The sequence below is a fragment of the Allobosea sp. LC85 genome, assembly GCF_000735605.1.
Taxonomy (GTDB): Bacteria; Pseudomonadota; Alphaproteobacteria; order Rhizobiales; family Beijerinckiaceae; genus Allobosea.
The window spans coordinates 25,879-45,208 of sequence record NZ_JPKG01000016.1 but is presented as its reverse complement, the minus strand read 5'-3'; the positions used below and the strand labels follow the sequence as shown (position 1 = coordinate 45,208).

The 19,330-nt window shown below is 65.7% G+C and carries 17 protein-coding genes; 9 read left to right on the top strand and 8 right to left on the bottom strand.

Going from position 1 to position 19,330, the window contains the following annotated elements:
- Nucleotides 1-6 precede the first annotated feature (6 nt).
- The 5 genes from FG93_RS06660 (at nucleotide 7) to grxD (ending at nucleotide 4,363) form a co-directional block, all read left to right on the top strand.
- A complete protein-coding gene (locus FG93_RS06660; protein ID WP_043233163.1) occupies nucleotides 7-888 on the top strand; it encodes a methyltransferase domain-containing protein in 882 nt (293 codons plus the stop codon).
- Between the two features lie 16 nt (nucleotides 889-904).
- The gene (locus FG93_RS06655) at nucleotides 905-1,357 is read left to right on the top strand and encodes a thioesterase family protein (protein ID WP_043233161.1); all 453 of its coding nucleotides are present in this window, start codon (nucleotides 905-907) and stop codon (nucleotides 1,355-1,357) included.
- A 163-nt stretch (nucleotides 1,358-1,520) separates the two neighbouring features.
- Nucleotides 1,521-3,731 (top strand): phosphoribosylformylglycinamidine synthase subunit PurL, encoded by a 2,211-nt coding sequence (gene purL / locus FG93_RS06650; RefSeq protein ID WP_043233160.1) that lies wholly within the window; start codon nucleotides 1,521-1,523, stop codon nucleotides 3,729-3,731.
- A 12-nt stretch (nucleotides 3,732-3,743) separates the two neighbouring features.
- Entirely contained in the window at nucleotides 3,744-3,980 is a 237-nt protein-coding gene (locus FG93_RS06645; RefSeq protein WP_043233157.1) for a BolA family protein, read from the top strand.
- A gap of 47 nt (nucleotides 3,981-4,027) precedes the next feature.
- On the top strand, nucleotides 4,028-4,363 hold the full coding sequence (grxD, locus tag FG93_RS06640) for a Grx4 family monothiol glutaredoxin (protein WP_043233156.1): 336 nt from the start codon (nucleotides 4,028-4,030) through the stop codon (nucleotides 4,361-4,363).
- 38 nt (nucleotides 4,364-4,401) lie between these two features.
- On the opposite strand, the gene FG93_RS06635 is transcribed toward grxD, so the two are convergent.
- From FG93_RS06635 to FG93_RS06625, 3 genes are all read right to left on the bottom strand, one after another.
- A complete protein-coding gene (locus tag FG93_RS06635; protein ID WP_043233253.1) occupies nucleotides 4,402-4,650 on the bottom strand; it encodes a DUF1272 domain-containing protein in 249 nt (82 codons plus the stop codon).
- A 90-nt stretch (nucleotides 4,651-4,740) separates the two neighbouring features.
- A complete protein-coding gene (locus FG93_RS06630) occupies nucleotides 4,741-6,471 on the bottom strand; it encodes a carbamoyltransferase C-terminal domain-containing protein (RefSeq protein ID WP_043233155.1) in 1,731 nt (576 codons plus the stop codon).
- 46 nt (nucleotides 6,472-6,517) lie between these two features.
- Nucleotides 6,518-7,147: a TlpA disulfide reductase family protein gene (locus FG93_RS06625; RefSeq protein WP_043233154.1), complete on the bottom strand. Its 630-nt coding sequence runs from the start codon at nucleotides 7,145-7,147 to the stop codon at nucleotides 6,518-6,520.
- A gap of 29 nt (nucleotides 7,148-7,176) precedes the next feature.
- On the opposite strand from FG93_RS06625, the gene argH reads away from it, so the two are divergent.
- From argH to FG93_RS06605, 4 genes are all read left to right on the top strand, one after another.
- Entirely contained in the window at nucleotides 7,177-8,568 is a 1,392-nt protein-coding gene (argH, locus tag FG93_RS06620; protein WP_043233153.1) for an argininosuccinate lyase, read from the top strand.
- Between the two features lie 165 nt (nucleotides 8,569-8,733).
- Nucleotides 8,734-8,994, top strand: a complete 261-nt coding sequence (locus tag FG93_RS06615) for a lipoprotein (protein WP_043233152.1) — start codon at nucleotides 8,734-8,736, stop codon at nucleotides 8,992-8,994.
- Between the two features lie 7 nt (nucleotides 8,995-9,001).
- On the top strand, nucleotides 9,002-10,294 hold the full coding sequence (lysA, locus tag FG93_RS06610; protein ID WP_043233150.1) for a diaminopimelate decarboxylase: 1,293 nt from the start codon (nucleotides 9,002-9,004) through the stop codon (nucleotides 10,292-10,294).
- Between the two features lie 130 nt (nucleotides 10,295-10,424).
- Nucleotides 10,425-13,103 (top strand): TIGR02302 family protein, encoded by a 2,679-nt coding sequence (locus FG93_RS06605; RefSeq protein ID WP_043233149.1) that lies wholly within the window; start codon nucleotides 10,425-10,427, stop codon nucleotides 13,101-13,103.
- A gap of 6 nt (nucleotides 13,104-13,109) precedes the next feature.
- Here the strand turns inward: FG93_RS06605 and FG93_RS06600 are convergent, their stop codons facing one another.
- The 5 genes from FG93_RS06600 to FG93_RS06580 all read right to left on the bottom strand — a co-directional run bounded on the left by FG93_RS06600 (nucleotide 13,110) and on the right by FG93_RS06580 (nucleotide 19,292).
- Nucleotides 13,110-13,961 (bottom strand): DMT family transporter, encoded by an 852-nt coding sequence (locus tag FG93_RS06600; RefSeq protein WP_043233148.1) that lies wholly within the window; start codon nucleotides 13,959-13,961, stop codon nucleotides 13,110-13,112.
- Between the two features lie 167 nt (nucleotides 13,962-14,128).
- Nucleotides 14,129-15,076: an alpha/beta hydrolase gene (locus tag FG93_RS06595; protein WP_244448519.1), complete on the bottom strand. Its 948-nt coding sequence runs from the start codon at nucleotides 15,074-15,076 to the stop codon at nucleotides 14,129-14,131.
- 494 nt (nucleotides 15,077-15,570) lie between these two features.
- Nucleotides 15,571-16,845, bottom strand: a complete 1,275-nt coding sequence (locus tag FG93_RS06590; RefSeq protein ID WP_043233252.1) for an FAD-binding oxidoreductase — start codon at nucleotides 16,843-16,845, stop codon at nucleotides 15,571-15,573.
- A 151-nt stretch (nucleotides 16,846-16,996) separates the two neighbouring features.
- Nucleotides 16,997-18,118, bottom strand: coding sequence for an amino acid ABC transporter permease (locus FG93_RS06585; RefSeq protein WP_052513436.1), 1,122 nt, complete (start codon nucleotides 18,116-18,118; stop codon nucleotides 16,997-16,999).
- A 1-nt stretch (nucleotide 18,119) separates the two neighbouring features.
- A complete protein-coding gene (locus FG93_RS06580; protein WP_043233146.1) occupies nucleotides 18,120-19,292 on the bottom strand; it encodes an amino acid ABC transporter permease in 1,173 nt (390 codons plus the stop codon).
- Nucleotides 19,293-19,330 lie beyond the last annotated feature (38 nt).

Here is a 19,330-nt window from a genome sequence, read left to right as displayed (position 1 = left end):
GCGGGCATGGCTGACGGTCCCCTCGTTTTCGATCGTGATCTCGCCCGTCGCCGCCTGGCACGGGCGGTGGCGGGCGGCTATCCCGATTTCCTGCTGGCCCGCGCCAGCGAGGATCTCGACGAGCGGCTCGCCGCGGTCTTGCGCCGCTTCGCGTTGGCAGCCGATCTCGGCACGCCGCTGCCGGTTACAGGTCCCGTGCTGCGCGCCAAGGCCGAGGCGCTCTGGCGAATGGCGGAGACCGAAGGGGCCGGAGGCGATGTCGTCGGCGATCTCGAGCGCTTGCCGCTCGCAGCGGCTTCGATCGATCTCGCCGCCTCGCTGCTCGCGCTGCAGGGCGTCAACGACCTGCCGGGGGCGCTGATCCAGATCAGGCGCTCGCTTAGGCCCGATGGTCTCTTCATCGGCTGCCTGCTTGGCGGTCGTACTCTTCAGGAATTGCGCGAAGTCCTGGTGGCCGCGGAAGCGGAGACGACCGGTGGCGTGAGCCCGCGGGTCGCGCCCTTCGCCGATCTGCGCGACATGGGCAGCCTGCTGCAACGCGCCGGATTCGCACTTCCGGTGGTCGACAGCGAGCTGGTCACGGTGCGCTATCGCGACCTGTTCGGGCTTCTGCGCGATTTGCGCGCGATGGGCTGGGCCAATGTGCTGACCGACCGGCGCAAGGCGCCGTTGCGTCGCGACACGCTGATGCGTGCAGCTGGGCTCTATGCCGAGCGCTTCGCCGATTCCGACAGCCGGTTGCGCGCGACATTCGAGATTGTCTGGCTTTCCGGCTGGGCGCCTCATGAAAGCCAGCAGAAGCCGCTCAAGCCGGGCTCGGCCAAGGCGAGGCTGGCCGATGCGCTCGGCGTGCCCGAGATCGGGACAGGCGAGAAGCCGGGGCAGTGACGGGGAGCAGCGGCCGATGAGCGAACGCGCGGTGCGGCTTGGTCGCTCCCATTTCAGGTTGTTTCGCGCGATTCCGACGCGCTGGGCCGATAATGACGCCTATGGTCACGTCAACAACGTTGTCTATTACTCTTGGTTCGACACGGCGGTGAATGCTTGGCTGATCGAGCAGGGGCATCTCGATCTTGCCGGAAGCGAGAGTGTCGGCCTGGTGGTCGAAACGGCCTGCACCTATTTCGAAAGCGTCGCCTTCCCCGAGACGATCGAGGCCGGAATTGCGGTCGAGAAACTGGGCCGCAGTTCGGTGACCTATCGGATCGGCATTTTCCGGCGTGGTGGTGAGCAGGCGGCGGCGCAGGGCCGCTTCACCCATGTCTATGTCGGGCGCGCCAGCCAGAAGCCGATCCCGATTCCGGACGGGTTGCGCGGCGCGCTCCAGGCGCTCACCGCATCAGGCGCACCGGACTGATCTCGGCGGGCGCGCCAGTTGGGGCTTTCGCGGGCGGAACAGCTTCGAATGCACGCCTGCATGGCATCGATCGGCGGGAATGCGTTGTCTCCGGCGGACAAGCAGGCTATGCCCCGCGCATCAGAGGCGGGCCGGGCGTCCGCGATCAGGGACCAGGCGAGCCGTGATTCCCAACGAGATCAAGATCACTCCGCAACTCGTGGCCGAGCACGGCCTCAAGCCGGACGAATATCAGCGTTTCCTCCACCTGATCGGCCGCGAACCGACGATCACGGAGCTCGGCATCGTCTCGGCGATGTGGAACGAGCATTGCTCCTACAAATCCTCGAAGATCCATCTGAAGACGCTGCCGACCAAGGCGCCCTGGGTGATCCAGGGTCCGGGCGAGAATGCCGGCGTCATCGATATCGGCGATGGGCTCGCGGTGGTCTTCAAGATGGAGAGCCACAACCACCCTTCGTTCATCGAGCCCTATCAGGGCGCGACGACCGGTGTCGGGGGCATCCTGCGCGACGTCTTCACCATGGGTGCGCGCCCGATCGCGGCCTTGAATGCGCTGCGCTTCGGCGATCCCTCGCATCCCAAGACCCGCCACCTTGTTTCCGGCGTCGTTGCCGGCATCGGCGGCTACGGCAATTCCTTCGGCGTCCCGACGGTCGGCGGCGCGGTCGGCTTCCATACGCGCTATGACGGCAATATCCTGGTCAATGCCATGGCGGTCGGCCTCGCCAAGACCGACGAGATTTTCTACGCCAAGGCCTCGGGTGTCGGGAAGGCGATCGTCTATCTCGGTTCCAAGACCGGTCGCGACGGCATCCACGGCGCGACCATGGCGTCGGCTGCCTTCGGCGAAGGCGGCGAGGAACGCCGCCCGACCGTGCAGGTCGGCGACCCCTTCGCCGAGAAGCTGCTGCTGGAAGCCTGCCTCGAGATCATGGCGGCCGGCCATGTCGACGCGATCCAGGACATGGGCGCAGCCGGGCTGACCTGCTCGGCCGTCGAGATGGGCGCCAAGGGCGATCTCGGCGTCGAGCTCGATCTCGACGCGGTGCCCTGCCGCGAAGAGCAGATGAGCGCCTATGAGATGATGCTCTCGGAGAGCCAGGAGCGCATGCTCATGGTGATCAAGCCGGGCCATGAGGAACCGGCCGAGGCGATCTTCAGGAAATGGGGTTTGGATTTCGCCGTGGTCGGCAAGACCACCGACACGCTGCGCTTCGTCGTGAAGCACCAGGGCGAGACAATGGCCGACCTGCCGATCAAGGAGCTCGGCGACGAGGCTCCCGAATATGACCGGCCCTGGATCGAGACGCCGAAGCTGGCGATCGTCGAGGCCGCTTCGGTGAAGCCGCCAATGTCGAACGGTGATGCCTTGCTGACGCTCGTCGGCTCGCCGGAGCTCTGTTCGAAGCGCTGGGTCTATGAGCAGTACGACACGCTGATCCTCGGAAACTCGGTGGTCACGCCCGGCGGCGATGCCGGCATCGTCCGCATCGAGGAGGGGCCGAAGGGCCTTGCCATGACCGCCGACGTGACGCCGCGCTATTGCGAGGCCGACCCGTTCGAGGGGGGAAAGCAGGCGGTCGCCGAGGCCTGGCGCAACCTCACGGCCGTCGGCGCGACGCCGCTCGCCATCACCGACAACCTGAATTTCGGCAACCCCGAGCGTCCCGAGGTGATGGGCCAACTCGTCGGCTGCATCAAGGGCATCGGCGAGGCCTGCAAGGTGCTCGACTTCCCGGTCGTCTCCGGCAATGTCTCGCTCTACAACGAGACCAATGGCGTCTCGATCCTGCCGACCCCGACGATCGGCGGCGTCGGCGTTCTGGCCGATGTGACGAAGCACGCGACTGTCGGCTTCAAGGCTGAAGGCGAGAGCGTGATCCTGATCGGCGAGACCTCCGGCTGGCTCGGCCAGTCGGCCTATCTCGCGACCATCTGCGGCCGGGAAGAAGGCGCGCCGCCGCCCGTCGACCTCGCGATCGAGCGCCGTAACGGCGAGTTCGTGCGAGCGCTGATCACGGCCGGTCGCGTCAGCGCCTGCCATGATCTGTCGGATGGCGGCCTCGCGGTCGCCTTGAGCGAGATGGCGCTTGCCGGCGGCGTCGGCGCGACGGTGACACAGCTTCCAGCGGGAGCGGCTCATGCGGTCCTGTTCGGCGAAGATCAGGCGCGCTACCTGGTCACCGTGCCGTCGAGCGAGGCGGACGGGCTGCTGACCGAGGCCAAGGCAGCTGGCGTGCCTGCTGCTCTTATCGGCCGGACGGGCGGAAACGCCCTTGTGCTGCCTGGGGAGGCTCCGCTGGCGCTGACCGCGCTCGACAAGGCGCATGAGGACTGGTTCCCGAGTTATATGTCGGCCAAGGGCGCGTAAGGAGACACGATCATGGCGATGGACGCGCACGATATCGAAGCGATGATCAAGGCGGCGCTGCCGGATGCGGTGGTCGAGATCAAGGATCTCGCCGGCGATGGCGACCATTACGCGGCGACCGTGATCTCAGCCGCCTTCAAGGGCAAGAGCCGGGTTCAGCAACATCAGATGGTCTATGCCGCGCTGCAAGGCCGCATGGGCGGCGTGCTGCACGCCCTTGCGCTGACGACGACGGTTCCCCAGAATTAGTAGAGACAATCCAGCGGGCCTTGACCCCGCCTCAGGAGAGAAGACAGATGAGCGACGTCAACGCCCGTATCGACGCCGAAGTGAAATCCAGCGACGTGGTGCTCTTCATGAAGGGCACGCCCCAGTTCCCGATGTGCGGTTTCTCCGGGCAGGTCGCCCAGATCCTCGGTTATCTCGGTGTGCCCTACAAGGGCGTGAACGTGCTGGAAGACCAGGAGATCCGCGAGGGCATCAAGGCCTATTCCAACTGGCCGACCATCCCGCAGCTCTACGTCAAGGGTGAGTTCATCGGCGGTTGCGACATCACCCGCGAGATGTTCCAGGCGGGCGAGTTGCAGGCGCTCTTCGAAGAAAAGGGTATTACGGTCAAGCAGGCGAGCTGAGGCTCGCCTGACGCATCCGCGGAGTTTCGGCGCGGTCTTCAGGCCGCAATGCATTGCGGGTGAGGCTTGCGGATCCGCTCCTGCGAGGGCGGGTATTTTTCCAGCTTGTCGGCGGGCCTGATCGGCCTGCGCACAAGTTCGCCGCCGCAATTCGGGCAGGCACCCCTGAAGCGCGTCTCGCTGCAGTCGGCGCAGAAGGTGCATTCGAAGCTGCAGATCATCGCGTCGCGCGCCTCGGGCGGCAGGTCGCGGTCGCAGCATTCACAGTTCGGGCGAAGTTGCAGCATGGCATCCTCCAGGAGCGGTGGAGAGACCATGCGGCCGGCGACGGTGCGCCGCCAGCGCGACTTGCTGATGAAACCCATCAGCCCAGGCGATCACTTCACCAGAAGCCAGTCCTCCACGACCAGCGCATCGAGACCGCTGGTATAGAACATCAGGATCGCATCCTCGGCCGTGTGCAGGATGGGCTTGCCCATGATGTTGAACGAGGTGTTGAGGATCACCGGCACGCCGGTGATGGCATGAAAGGCCGAGATCAGCGCGTGATAGCGCTCGTTGCGCTCGGCCGTGACGCTCTGGAGCCGGCCCGTCGCGTCTTCATGGACCACAGCGGGAACGCGTCCGCGCACCGGCGGCTTCCAGACCAGCGTGCGCTCCATATAGGGCGAGTCCTGGTAGTTCTCGAACCAGTCCGCACCATGTTCGGCGAGAATCGACGGAGCGAAAGGGCGGAAGGCCTCGCGATACTTGACCTTGGCGTTGAGCAGCTCCTTGGCATTGGCCGGGCGCGGATCGGCGAGGATCGAGCGGTTGCCGAGCGCGCGCGGGCCGAACTCGGCCTTGCCCTGGACCCAGCCGACAAGCTTGCCTTCGGCAAGCAACTCGGCCGTCGCCGGGGCAACCTCCTTCGGTGCGAGGCGCTTCAAGCGGGGCTCCCAGGCCGCCATGCGCTCCAGCGGTTCGGTCGAAACGCGCGAGCCGAGATAGGGCGTCATCGGTCCCTTCGGCGCACGCCATTCCGGATGTGCCTCGGCATGGGCCAGCCAGGCTGCCCCAATGGCATTGCCGTCATCGGCGGGAGCTGAGGGTACGAACACCTCGCTGAATCCGTGACGGCCAACGATCTTGCCGTTGAACGAGGAGTTGAGCGCGCAGCCGCCCGAAAGCACCAGATTCTCGGACGGCACCAATGCGCCTGCTTCCGCCAGCAGTGCCGCCATCATCTCGGCGAAGACATCCTGGCCGCAACGGGCAAGGTCGGCCCAGCCCTGGTCGAGCGCATCGGCAGGCCGCCGTGCCAGGATCTTGGCGGAGACCGCGCGTATGGTGGCCGCATCAGCGAAGGAGAGCTTGTTCTCCTCGATCCGGTAAAGGCGGCGCAGCAGCGCCAGCAGTTCGGCATCCTGCTTGCCATAGGGCGCAAGCCCCATGATTTTCCACTCCTCGCCCCTCGCCTGGTCGAAGCCGGCCAGGTCGGTGACGAGGCCGAAATAGAAGCCGATCGACTCGCGGCCGCGATGACGCTTCACCTCGCTGATCTCGCCATCGCGTAACGCGAGGATGGCCGAGGCCCCGGTCTCGCCCATGCCATCGACGACGAGGCAGGTGGCATCGCGGAAGGGAGACGACCAACAGGCATAGGCCGCGTGGCCGAGATGGTGGCCATAGCGCTTGAGGCCGGTGACGTTCGCCTTGCCGAAGGCGCGGTCGAGCCCGAGCAGCGTGCCGAGGCCTGCACGCTGCTGGCCGAGATGCAGCGAGGCGATCAAGGCCCGCTCGGAGCGCTCCGGCACCAGCGAGCGGTTGAGCTCGGGGGACAGCTTGAGCAGTTCATCGATCGTGAAAGCGCCAGTCCGGCTCATATGCTCGAGGAAGCCGGTGAACTCCCCGCTCCAGCTCGTCGCGATCTGCACCGGAGCGCCTGCCGGGATGTAGCGCTTGAGCAGGCTTTCCATCCGCGGCGCGGAATCCGGCTCGCAATTCGGTGCGCGCTTATATTGCAGGTAGCGCTCGGTCGCCTCGGCGAAGAGGACCTCGCCATCGGGGCCAACGATCGCGATCGCGGGATCGTGGAAGGTGGTGGCCAAGCCGATCGTGTAGCTCATGCCGCAACGATATGGAGCAGTGCGCGATCAGGCAAACCGCGGCGGCTCAGCGTCCGAGCGCGGTGCGGATGAAGGAGAGCGCGTCCTGGCTCGCCCAGTCGGCGGGGCCTTGCAGCATCGCGAGTTCACAGCCCGACGCGTCGACCAGGAAGCTGACCGGCATGCCCTCGATCTTCTTGGCCGAGCGCAGATCCTGGAAGACCTTGGCCTCCGGATCGGCGTAATAGCCGAGCTGGCCGATCTTGCGCTCGGCAAGCCAGGTCTTTGGTTTTTCGAGGTTCCGGGTGTCGATATTGATCGCCAGCACCGCGAAATCCTGGCCGCCGAGCTTGCCCTGCAGCGCGTCCAGCGAAGGCATCTCATGCAGGCAGGGCAGGCACCAAGTCGCCCAGAGATTGACCAGGACGGTCCGCCCCTTGAAGGCGGACAATGTCGTCGGCTGGCCGTCAGGGCCGTTGAAGACGAGGTTGGGCAGGGGCTGGGATGCCGTTGCAACCTCCACGGCCGCAAGTTCGCCACGTGCCAACGGACGCAGTTTTTCAGCGGTCGCTGCCGCCGCAGAGCATGATCCTGAATTGCCGGCCCGGCCCTTGACAGAGTAGAAGGCCGCGACGCCGCCGAGTGCAATCAAGGCGAGAGCGCCGAAGGCGGCATAAGTTTTCGAACGAGACGTCATTGCACGTCCAAAAAGCAGGAAAGAGCGTCGTGAGCAATCGCATGTGGGGAGGGCGTTTCGCCACGGGGCCGGATGCCATCATGGAGGAGATCAATGCCTCCATCGACTTCGACCAGCGCCTGTGGCGGCAGGATATCCGGGGCTCGCTGGCGCATGCAGCGATGCTGGGCGAGACCGGCATTCTGACCCGCGAAGATGTGAACGTGATCAGTGCTGGGCTCAAGGGGATCGAGGCAGAGATCGAGGCCGGCACGTTCACGTTCTCGCGCGCGCTCGAGGACATTCACATGAATGTCGAGAGCAATCTCAGGGAGCGGATCGGCGGCGCCGCGGGCCGTCTGCACACGGCCCGTTCGCGCAATGATCAGGTTGCGACCGATATGCGCCTCTGGGTGCGCGATACCCTTGAGACGCTCGATCGGCAGATCGCCGACCTGCAACTGGCTCTCGCCGAAAAGGCCGATGCCCATGCCGGCGCGGTGATGCCCGGTTTCACGCATCTGCAGTCGGCGCAGCCGGTGACTTTCGGGCATCACTTGCTCGCCTATGTCGAGATGCTGGCGCGCGATCGCGGCCGTGTCCGCGATGCGCGCGAGCGCCTCAACGAATGCCCGCTCGGCGCGGCGGCGCTGGCCGGCACCTCCTTCCCGATCGACCGTTTCCACACGGCCAAGGCGCTCGGCTTCGACCGGCCGACGGCGAATTCGCTGGATTCGGTCTCGGATCGCGATTTCGTGCTGGAGACGCTCGCGGCGGCATCGATCTGCGCCATGCATCTCTCGCGTTTCGCCGAGGAGATCGTGCTGTGGGCGACGCCCCAGTTCGGCTTCGTCAAGCTCTCGGACAAGTTCTCGACCGGCTCCTCGATCATGCCGCAGAAGCGCAATCCCGACGCTGCCGAGCTGGTGCGCGGCAAGGCGGGGCGCGTCTTCGGGCATCTTCAGGCGCTGCTGACGATGATGAAGGGGCTGCCGCTCACCTATTCCAAGGACATGCAGGAGGACAAGGAAGGCACCTTCGACGCTCTGCAGTCGCTCTCGCTATGCCTCGCCGCCACGTCGGGCATGGTCCGCGACATGGAGCCCAATCTGAAAGTGATGAAGAAGGCAGCGGGCCTCGGTTACGCCACCGCGACCGATCTCGCCGACTGGCTGGTCCGGGTTCTGAAGATGCCGTTCCGGGACGCGCATCACGTCACCGGCAAGCTGGTTGGCATCGCGTCGGCCAAAGGCGTCGGGCTGGAGAAGCTGACGCTCGCCGAGATGCAGGACGTCGAGCCGAAGATCACCGAGGCCGTCTTTGCCGTGCTTGGCGTCGAGCAGTCTGTGAAGAGCCGTGTCAGCTATGGCGGCACGGCGCCGGCGAATGTCCGTCGTCAGGCCAAACGCTGGCTGAAGCAGCTCGCCAAGGAGCAGCAGTGACGATTCGCGGTCATGCCCGGGCTTGACCCGGGGCATCTCCCACCAGGGATTCCCGGGTCTGCCCTGCACTCTGCCCGGGAATGACGATCCGTCGCTGCAAAGGCTCGCAAGCGCGCACGCCATTCGCTACAGTCCCCGCCACATATTGCCCGAGGATTCCCGTTCGTGCCGCATCCCCGCCTGAAACTCGGCCGCGCCATCGTGGTCGCCGGCCTGCTAAGTCTCGCTTTGACGGCCTGCGGCCGGAAGGGGCCGCTCGAAGCGCCGCCGAACGCGACAAACGCCATCGACCTGCCTGATGCGGACATCGGCGCGGTCGAGAATCGCGTGCCGGAGACCACAACCTCGCCGATCGCCAAACCGCCGAAATCGAGCCGCGCCATCGTCATTCCGAACAAGAGCTTCGTGCTCGACCCTTTGCTCTGAGATCCCGATGCATCACTTTGCCTATCGCGACGGCGCGCTCTTCGCCGAGGATGTCGATCTGCGCCGGATCGCGGCCGGGGTCGGGACGCCGGTCTATGTCTATTCCTCGGCGACGATCGAGCGGCACTACCGGCTGTTCGAGAGCGCGATGCGCGGCATCGATCCCACGGCCCCGGCCCCGCATGTCTTCTATGCGGTGAAGGCGAATGGCAATCTCGGCGTGCTGAAGACGCTGGCTGCGCTTGGCGCGGGTGCCGACACGGTCTCGGAAGGTGAAGTGCGCAAGGCGCTTGCCGCCGGTTTCGCTCCCGAGAAGATCGTCTTTTCCGGTGTCGGCAAGAGCGAGAGTGAACTCGCCTTCGCTGTCGGGGCCGGCATCTTCCAGATCAACATCGAGTCGGAAAGCGAGCTCGAACTCCTGTCGAAAGTGGCGGCAAGGCTCGGCAAGCGCCAGGAGGCGGTCTTCCGCGTCAACCCGGATATCGGCGCCGGCGGCCATGCCAAGATCACCACCGGCTCGGCCGCCAACAAGTTCGGCGTTTCCTTCGAGGAGGCCAGCCGACTCTACGCACGCGCCGCCAATATGCCGGGCGTCCGGATGATGGGACTGGCGGTCCATATCGGCAGCCAGATCCGCGAGACCGAGGCTTTCGAGGCGGCTTATGCCAAGATGGTGGGCCTTGTTGGCAGTCTGCGAGCCGAGGGGCACCGGGTCGACCGGCTCGATCTCGGCGGGGGCCTTGGAATTCCCTATGAGATCCCGAAGGATTTCGATCACGGTCCGAGCCTGATCGAGGATTACGCGGCCATGGTCGGGCGCGTCACCAAGGGGCTCGATGTCGAACTTGGTTTCGAGCCCGGCCGTCTGATCGTCGGCAATGCCGGCATCCTGCTGACGCAGGTGCTGCATCTCAATTCGCGTCCCACAAAGCAGTTCCTCGTCGTCGATGCGGCGATGAACGACCTGATGCGGCCGGCGATGTACGAGGCCTATCACGAGATCTGGCCGGTGGCTGAGCCTGCAGCCGATGCGCGCAAGCTGGCCTATGACGTGGTCGGCCCGATCTGCGAATCGGGCGACACCTTCACCACCGATCGCCTGCTGCCGGAACTGAAGCAGCACGACCTGATCGCCTTCATGACCGCAGGGGCCTATGGCGCCAGCATGTCTTCGACCTATAATCAGCGGCCGCTGGTCGCCGAAGTGCTGGTCAAGGGCGCGGAATTTGCGGTGACGCGCCCGCGCCAGAGCTATGAAGACCTGATCGGCACGGATCGTGCACCGCCCTGGCTGGCCTAACGCTGCGGTTCACGAAACGCGGAGCGGCCTGTGTGTGACGGGTCTGCGCTCTGGCCTTGCCACATTCACGTGCTAGCGTGGTGTTACTTGGTGAGGCTCAGGCAGAGCGGGGGCGGCTCGGAGCGACGGCATGAAAGAGGCGCAGCGCCGCACGGCGCTTGATCCGATCGGGAGCATCCGCCAGCGCCTTGGCAGGCTGGCCGCGGTGTCGCGCGCCTCGCTTGCCTGGGAGCGCCTCTGGCCTCGGTTCTGGTTGCCCGCAGCAATCATCCTCAGTTTCCTGGCGTTGTCCTGGCTTGGGCTCTGGACGCATCTGCCCTGGCAGGGCCGCGCCATCGGCGTCGCGCTCTTCTTCGCTGCGCTGGTTGCCGGCATCTGGCATGTTGCGCGCACGCCTTTGCCGTCGCGGCGTGATGCGCTGGCGCGGCTCGACCAGTCGCTGCAAGGGGCGCATCGCCCGGCCTCGGCGCTGGAGGACAGTCTCGCAGTCGGTTCAAACGATCCGGTTTCGCAGGCGCTGTGGAAGCTTCACGTCGAGCGCCAGGGTGCGCAGGTCGCGGGCTTGCGGGTCGCTCCGCCACGGCCACGCATGGCCATGCGTGACCGGCTTGCCATTCGCGCCGTGCCGCTGCTGGCGGCCGTCACCGCATGTTTCATCGCTGGTCACGAGGCTGGACCCCGCATCTGGGCTGCCTTCGACTGGCGTGGCCCGTCCGCACCGGTCGCCGCCGCCCGGATCGACGCCTGGATCGATCCGCCCGCTTATACCCGGCTGCCGCCGATCCTGATCGATTTCGCCCGGTTGCACGGCACCGCCTTCACCGCGCCGGAGAAATCGACCGTGGTGATCCGCGTTGCCGGCAAGAGCGGCATGGATGTCGTGACGACGGGCCGGCTCGATGTGCTGCCGCCGCAGCAGGCGAAGGATGGCAAGCCGGTCGAGGCGGCCTCTGTTGCCGTGCTGGAAAAGCGCTACATGCTGACCGGCAATGGCACACTGAGGATCACCGGTGGGGGGGCACCGCAGGCGACGCTCACCCTGACCGCGGTTGCGGACCAGCCGCCCCAGATCAGCTTCGTCGAGCCGCCGAAACCGGTCAGCGGGGTGCAGGGCGGGCTGGGCCTGACATTCCGTGCCAAGGATGATTACGGCATCGCCTCGGCTGAGGTTGTCGTCTCGCGGACCGGGCCGCCATCTGGCGGGCGCTCGCTGGTCGAGCCGCCAAAGCAGGGCCTCAGCGTACCGTCCTCCCCGTCAGGCGAGGAAGAACTGAAGAACACGGTCGATTTCTCGGCTCATCCCTGGGCGGGAGCCAAGGTCAAGATGGTGCTCGTTGCCCGCGATGAAGCCGGGCAGGAGGGCCGCAGCGAGACGATCGAGGTCGTGTTGCCGCAGCGCACCTTCACCAAGCCGCTGGCCAAGGCACTGGTCGAGCAGCGGCGCAAGCTCGTCATGGATGTCGATGCGCGCAAGCGCGTCCAGCTCGCCATGGATGCGCTGCTGATCGAGCCTGATCGCTTCATGAAGGAGACCGGTGCCTATCTGGGCATGCGCCTGATCGGCGAAAGGCTGCGGCGTGCGGCCAATGACGACCAGCTGCGCGATGTCGCCGATCTGATGTGGGGCATGGCGCTCCAGCTCGAGGATGGCGATCTCTCCGATGCGGAGCGCGATCTGCGCGCCGCCCAGGAACGCCTGCAGCAGGCTCTGGAGCGCGGGGCGTCCGAGGAGGAGATCCGCAAGCTCACCGAGGATATGCGGCGGGCACTCGACAAGTTCATGCGTGAGCTGGCCCAGCAGATGCAACGCCAGCAGCAGAATGGCGACCAGAACCAGGCGCAACTGCCGGAGAATTTTCGCTCGGTGACGCCGCGCGACCTGCAGAACATGCTGAACCGGATCGAGGAGCTCTCCCGGCGCGGCGACATGGCAGAGGCACAACGGCTGATGGAGGAGCTGAACAACCTCCTCAACAACCTCCAGATGGCGCGGCCTGGCCAGCAGGATCCGCGGCAGCGCGAGATGAACCAGGCGCTCGGCGATCTCGACCGGATGACCCGCGACCAGCAGAACCTGCGCGATGAAACCTATCAGCAGGAGCAGCAGCGTCAGAATCGGGCCCAGCAGGGCCGGCGCCCTGGCCAGCAGCAGGCACGTCCTGGCCAGGGACAGCGCCAGCAGGGCCAACGCGGCCAGCGTGGACAGCAGCAGCCCGGACAAGAGGGCGAAGAAGGCGAGGGCGAGGACGGGCAGCAGGGGGCCGAAGGCCAGCAGGGTCAGCAGGGTCAGCAGGGGCAGGGATTGTCGCAGCGCCAGCAGGCCCTGCGCGAGCGCCTGCAGGATCTGCAGCGGCGGATGCGCGGCATGGGCGCCCCCGAATCTGGTGAGCTCGGCGAGGCCGAGGACGCCATGCGCGAGGCGGAAGGTCAGCTCGGCCAGGGCCAGGGCGAGGGTGCGCTCGAATCGCAAGGCAAGGCACTCGACGCCTTGCGCCGTGGTGGGCAGAACCTTGCCCAGCAGATGCAGGGGCAGCCCGGTGACGGCGACGGCACGGAAGGCGCCTTCGGCGAGCCGGACGGTCAGCCGGCCGGCCGGCCTTCGGCACAGCAGCGCGGCCGCGACGATCCGCTCGGGCGGCCGCAGCGGCAGCGCGACTGGGCCGATGGCCGCGTGCGCGTGCCGGGAGCCGATGAAAGTGCGACGCAGCGAGCGCGTCGGATCCTCGAAGAGCTCCGCCGTCGACTCGGAGATCCGTCCCGGCCGCTCGAAGAACTCGACTATCTTGAGCGGTTGCTCAGGCGGAACTGAGCGCGTTCAGGCCTTGCGTGAGCTCGCAACCAGCGCCCCGGCCACGATCAGTACGCAGGACGCCGCGAGCAGCCAGCTCGCGGCCGCATAGCCTGCGATCACGAGGATGAGGGTGGAGAGGACCGGTGCGGCATAGGAGGCGACGCCGAGGAAGGCGACATCGCCTCGCTTCATGCCGATATCCCAGCAGATGAAGGCCAGCCCGATCGAGCCAAGGCCGAGCCCGAGCGCACCCGTCCATTCAACGCTCGTCAGCGACCAGAGTGTCGTCTCGAAGGCTGCGTGGCACGCAAAAGCCGCCGCAGCGCAGCCAAGCAGGGTCACGCCAAGACTTTCGGACGGCACCTCGGCAAACCGGCGCGACAGCACCGAGTAGCTCGCCCAGACGAAGGCACCAAGCGCCGCGAGCCCGTGTCCGAGCGAGAGGCCGCCGCCGGTACCGAGCCCGCCCGAGATCAGTAGTGCGGTCGCGGCGAGGCCGATCAAAGCCCCGATCAGATGGCGCGGCTTCAAGCCACCGCCCGGCAGCAGCGCGGCGAAAAGCACAATCAGCAGCGGCCAGAGATAGTGGATCAGGTTGGCCTCGGCCGGCGGCGCGGTTTTGACCGCGGCATAATAGAGCGCGGTATCGCCGAAGGGACCGTAGAGGCCCAGCGCGAAGGAGCCCCAGGTCGGACGAACGCGGCGCAGTTGCCCGCGCGCCGCAGTGATGCAGAGGATCAGCAGGCTGCCGACGGCAAACGTCATGCCAACGAGCTGGAACGGGGGCACGCGACCGGACATGGCGGTGAACAGCGCCAGCGTCGACCAGAGCAGGATGGCGCCAAAGCCGGTGAGGGTCGCGGTGCGGGTGGTCATCAACGGAAAGCTGCTCGGGGGCGGGTGCCGCAGGCGATATCAGATCGACGGCCTGCTGCCCATCGATCGCGGCGCTGAACCGAGATGTGGGACGGAGGTCGCGTGCTCGCAGGTCCCGAGGCGCTGATCCCGCGGCCGTGGCGAACAAGATTGTGGCGCCGCCCGGCTTACCGTCCCGTTATGATCTTGATGGGGGCGCCCAGAATCTTGAGGGGCACCGAGACGATCGCTTCGAGCGAGTCGCCCAAGGCCTCCCGAGCATTCTCGGACGCGCGAGCCTGCCTGCCAACGCCGCGCTCCAGTGTGCTCTTCAGTTGGGGGGCAATCTCCGCCAATTGCGCGAATTTGCCGTGATTGCTTGAATCGGTCGCCTTGACGTCGGTCATGTCAAGGACAACGGCGCCAAGCTCCGCCAGTTCATCTGCGTTCTGGGCATCCCCGACGCGGCCCTGGCCACCGGCAATGAAGCTCGATGCGCCAAGCGCCTTGTCGTCCTTGGAGAGCACGATGAAGAATGGCTTCTTTGGCTTTCCGAAGCGCCGCATCTGAGTCTTGAAGACGTCGATGTCGATATCGGGCGCCGCCAGGATGACGATGCCGACCTTCTCGGCGCCGGCGATCCCGCCGGAGATCTTGATCTGGCGCAGGGCTTCGACAGTGACCCAGTTGCCCATGGAATGGGCCAGGATATTGACCTTCTCAGCATTGCTGGCCAGGAGCAGTCGGATCGTCCGTTCCAGGTTGTCGCGCGCCGCCGTCGCGCTGTTCGAGTCATAGACGTATTGTGTCAGTGCCCCGCGCGATGCCCAGGTGAACAGCACCGGCACGGCGGGGGCCTGGGAATCGTGCATGACCTGGGCGAAGCGGTAGAGCCCTTCTGCGAACATGGTGTTGTAGCCATGGATGAAGAGCACGACGTTGCGGCTTCCGCGCGGACGCAAGGCAAGCTGGGCATTGAGCGACCTTATGAAGGCCTGCTCGCCTTCGAGATAGCCGGCCTGGCGCACGACGAAATTGGCCCTGGGATCGCCTGGAGCCGCCGAGGCCCATTCGATCTCGCCGGGTGCGTGCGTTGGCGGAACGGATACATCGATCCTGGCGAAATCGAGTGGCATGGCACGCTCGCCGTTGAAGAGCGTCCCTGGTCGTTCATCGCGCTGGCGGGTGGTGGCGACCAGGATGGTGTGAGAAGTCGACCCGGTTTCGACTGCGGCAACGGGGGCCAGGAACCCGGTTTCGGGCCGTGAGGCGCAAGCGCCCGCAAGCGCAGCCGCCATGATTGCAGCGACGATCGCCGTCCAACGCATGCGAGACGATAGTAAAGAGCTCCGGCTCGAACGACGAATCCTGTACCCCAAGCCCGCTTGCAAAAAGGTCATTTACGGCTCCCCGGCGTACAGAGCGTATGACGCGCAGCCCAGGCCGTAAAGAAGTGGCCCTGCATGTGCTCCGATCGGCCCATTTTTTTGGGGCCGAGTGCGGCCGATTCTACGCTTTGGCACCGCAATTCGTGCGGGCTCAGCGCTTGCCGCCGCCAAAACTGTCGCTTGCGGTCACGGTGGGACTGAGCTCGCGATCAAGAATGTGCCGGAGATGCAACCGCTCGAGCTCAACGCTCGCGCAGCCAATCCATCATCTGATAGCGCCAATAGGTCGCCTGGACAGCGACAGTGCCGAATACGCCGCCGTTCCAGACGAGGCCGAAGGGGGCGAACAGCCGATGGCGATCGCTGGTTCCGAGAATGGCCTCGGCCATGACGCGGCCGCCGATCGCGGTGGTGTTGAGCCCATGCCCGCCAAAGCCAAGACAGTGCCAGACATTCGGGCCGAGCTGGCCAATCTGCGGCATCAGATGGCGGGCATAGGACATCAGGCCCGACCATGCGATCTCGACCTTCAGCGCTTCGAGCTCGGGATAAGTCGAGCTCATGGTCCGGCGCAACAGGGCGGCGAGATCGCGCGGCTCGCTGGTGCGGGTGGTGATGCGGCCGCCCCAGAGCAGGCGCCGGCCATCCTCGACGATACGGTAGTAATCCCCGGCACGGCGGTCATCGCTGATCGCAGCGCGCGTCCGGATGACCTTGGCGATCATCTCTGGCGCCGCTTCCGTCGTCAGCACATAGGTCGCGATCGGCAACTGGCTAGCGCGCAGCTTGGGCACGAGGTTGTCGGTATAGCCGCCGCAGGCGATCACGACCTGCCGGGCGCGCATCTCTCCCGATGCGGTGACCAGGCGTTTCTCGGGACCGGAGAACTCGGCCGAGACAACGCGCGAGCCCTCGATGATCCGCCCTCCCAGCGACTCGATGGCGTCCGCCAGGGCGCGCACGTAGTTGAGAGGGTGGATGTGGAAGGAATGGGGATCAAACAGGGCCTGGTGGTACTTCGGCGAACGAAGCACCTCGCGAACCTGTTCGGTCGGCCAGAAATCGACGGTGTAGCCGTGGTCCTTCGCCAGCCGGTCGCGAGCCCGAGCGAGAGTGTCGCCGCTGTCATAGCGGACGACGCCGATCTTGCCCGTCCGCGGATCGGCACTGGCGATGTCGAGATCGCGAATGTTGTCGGAGATGATGCGCATGCCCTCGATCGAAAGGCCGTGGAGTTCGTTCGCCTTGGCCACTCCGATGGCGCTCGCGATCGAGGCATGGCTGCGCGCATAGCCGGGACCGACGAAGCCGCCATTGCGGCCCGATGCGCCCCAACCGACCGCCTCGGCCTCCAGAACCGCGACCGAGCGCCCAGCCCGGGCCAGCTCATAGGCGCAGGTAAGGCCGGCGAGCCCGCCGCCAATGATGCAGGTATCGACCTCGGCGCGGCCTTGCAGCGGGCCCCTCTTGTTCGTCGTCGCGGCGGTGCGGGCATAGAAGGTATCGGGATAGGTCAGCATGATGCCCAGCAAGGCTCGTGTCGCAGGAGGAGCGAAGGAGTCCGGCTAGACCATCGGACCGGATATCGTATCCGGTCCGATGGTCTAGCCTTCTGTGTTCGCATCGACTTTGCCCCGAAAACCGCAATCCACTTTTCGGGCCGATGCTTTAGGTGGCCGGACTGCGATCGTGATCGGTCTTGAGTCGACGCTCAAGGAACCGGCTATAGGACCCCATGCCATAGCTGAACAGGGCATAGACCAGAGCGGCAAACACATATCCCTCGATCACGGCGATACCTTGCCAGTTCGGGTCGCGCAGCGATCCGCGGACCGTATCGAGAAAGTCGAGAAGGCCGATGATGGTAACCAGCGTCGTGTCCTGAAAGAAGCCGATGAAGATATTGACGAGGGGCGGGATCACGATCTTCAGCGCCTGCGGCAGGATGATCTTGCGCATCGACAGCCAGTAGCCGAGCCCGAGTGCCGCAGCGGCTTCGTGCTGGCCCTTCGAGACCGCCTGCAGCCCGCCCCTGACGGTTTCCGCGATATAGGCACCGGCGAAGATGATGATCGCGATCTGTGCCCGGAGCAGCTTGTCGACCGTGAGCCCGTCCGGCATGAACAGCGGCAGCATCACCGAGGCCATGAACAGGATCGAAACCAGCGGCACGCCGCGGACGACCTCGATGAAGACGATGGCGATGACCTGAATCGCCGGCAGCTTCGAACTGCGTGCCAGCGCCAGCACGACACCCAATGGGAAGCCGAACGCCAGGCCGACCGACGACAGCATGAAGGAGAGCGGCAGGCCACCCCAGTTCGTGGTGCTGACCACAGGCAGGCCGAACACGCCGCCATACATCAGCACGCCGCAGATCACCGGTACGGCCAGCCAGAGCCAAAGCAGCCGTCGCGACCAGAAACGCGGGATCATCGAAACGATCATCGCGCCGAGGAACAGGATCACCGCGAAGGCCGGCCGCCAGTGTTCGTCGTAAGGGTAGAAGCCGAAGATCATGAAGCGGAGCTTCGCCGCCAGGAACGGCCAGCAAGCTCCGGATCCGACTTTGCACGCCTGCGGCCCGCCCTCCAGCACCGCGCGCGTCACGAGCCAGCCCCAGGCTCCCGTGGCCAGGCGAAAGATCAGCCACATGCAGGCCAGTGTGATGACGGCATTGATCGGCGTGCCCAGGAAGGGCTTCATCCGGGCCGTCAATTCGCGTCCGCGTGGCGGCGGCAGGTCTTCCCGCGCCAGATTGAGTGTTTCCATTTCGGCGGCGCTGACCATCTCAGCGCTCCACCAGCGCGACGCGGGCGTTGTACCAGTTCATGAACAGGGAGATCGTGATCGACATGCTGAGATAGACCAGCATGAAGATGGCGATGCCCTCAATCGCCTGTCCCGTCTGGTTCATCGTGGTGTTGGAAACCATCACGAGATCGGGATAGCCGATGGCAATGGCGAGCGACGAGTTCTTGAACGTCGACAGATAGGAACTGGTCAGCGGGGGCACGATCACGCGCAGAGCCTGCGGCAACACGACGAGCCGCATGGTCTGGCGGTCATGCAATCCTACGGCACGCGCCGCTTCCCATTGGCCACGCCCGACCGAAAGAATGCCGGCGCGCACGATCTCCGCAATTCCGGCCGAGGCGGAGAGGCCGAGCCCGACCAGCAATGCCGTGAATTCCGGGGTGACCTGAACGCCGCCGGTGATGCGGAACCGGCCCTTCTCCGGCCAGTTGACCACGAAATCGGGCTGCAGCAGCAGCATCGCCAGCAGGGGAGGGCCAAGAAGGGCGGCGAGGATGAGCGGCCATGCCTTCTGGTTCTGTCCGGACGCGACGCGCCTTCTGCGCAGCCTGGATGCCGCGAAGAACGCGAGCGCGATACCGACGATCACCGCCACGAGGACGCCGGTATGCGCGGATGACCAGCGCAGCGACGGAACAATCAGGCCGCCATTGCTGAGGAAGACCTCGGGCAATGGCTGCCAGGCTTCGCGCACAGGCGGAAAAACTGCAACGATGAGCGCATACCACAGGAAGAGATAGAGAAGCAGCGGTACGTTGCGCAGCGCCTCGACATAGATCAGTGCCAGGAAGGCCAGAAGCGGATTGCGCGACAGCCGGGCGATGCCGACGATCAGCCCGAGCAACGTCGAAACGGTGACCGCGAAGATCGATACCCAGATCGTGTTGAAGATGCCGACGAGCAGTGCGCGCGCGTAGGTGTCGCCGGAATCATAGAGGATGAAGGACTGGCTGATGACGAAGCCGGCGGGCCGCGAGAGATAGTCAAATCCGGTCGCGATGTTCTGTTCCGCCAGCTTGCGCGAGACATTGCCGAACAGATAAAGCCCGACCCCGACGACGAGTGCCACGGCGACGACCTGATAGAGCACGGCGCGCACGCGCACGTCATAGAGCAGCCGCACCGGGCTGGATGCAGAGGAAGCCATCGAGCTGTCCCGGGCTGGAGTGCCGCCGGCAACGGAGC

Coding starts and splice junctions, on each gene's coding strand:
- FG93_RS06660 (WP_043233163.1), top strand. CDS start 7: ATGGCTGACGGTCCCCTCGTTTTCGATCGTGATCTCGCCCGTCGCCGC.
- FG93_RS06655 (WP_043233161.1), top strand. CDS start 905: ATGAGCGAACGCGCGGTGCGGCTTGGTCGCTCCCATTTCAGGTTGTTT.
- FG93_RS06645 (WP_043233157.1), top strand. CDS start 3,744: ATGGCGATGGACGCGCACGATATCGAAGCGATGATCAAGGCGGCGCTG.
- grxD (WP_043233156.1), top strand. CDS start 4,028: ATGAGCGACGTCAACGCCCGTATCGACGCCGAAGTGAAATCCAGCGAC.
- FG93_RS06635 (WP_043233253.1), bottom strand. CDS start 4,650: ATGCTGCAACTTCGCCCGAACTGTGAATGCTGCGACCGCGACCTGCCG.
- FG93_RS06630 (WP_043233155.1), bottom strand. CDS start 6,471: ATGAGCTACACGATCGGCTTGGCCACCACCTTCCACGATCCCGCGATC.
- FG93_RS06625 (WP_043233154.1), bottom strand. CDS start 7,147: ATGACGTCTCGTTCGAAAACTTATGCCGCCTTCGGCGCTCTCGCCTTG.
- lysA (WP_043233150.1), top strand. CDS start 9,002: ATGCATCACTTTGCCTATCGCGACGGCGCGCTCTTCGCCGAGGATGTC.
- FG93_RS06605 (WP_043233149.1), top strand. CDS start 10,425: ATGAAAGAGGCGCAGCGCCGCACGGCGCTTGATCCGATCGGGAGCATC.
- FG93_RS06600 (WP_043233148.1), bottom strand. CDS start 13,961: ATGACCACCCGCACCGCGACCCTCACCGGCTTTGGCGCCATCCTGCTC.
- FG93_RS06595 (WP_244448519.1), bottom strand. CDS start 15,076: ATGCCACTCGATTTCGCCAGGATCGATGTATCCGTTCCGCCAACGCAC.
- FG93_RS06585 (WP_052513436.1), bottom strand. CDS start 18,118: ATGGTCAGCGCCGCCGAAATGGAAACACTCAATCTGGCGCGGGAAGAC.
- FG93_RS06580 (WP_043233146.1), bottom strand. CDS start 19,292: ATGGCTTCCTCTGCATCCAGCCCGGTGCGGCTGCTCTATGACGTGCGC.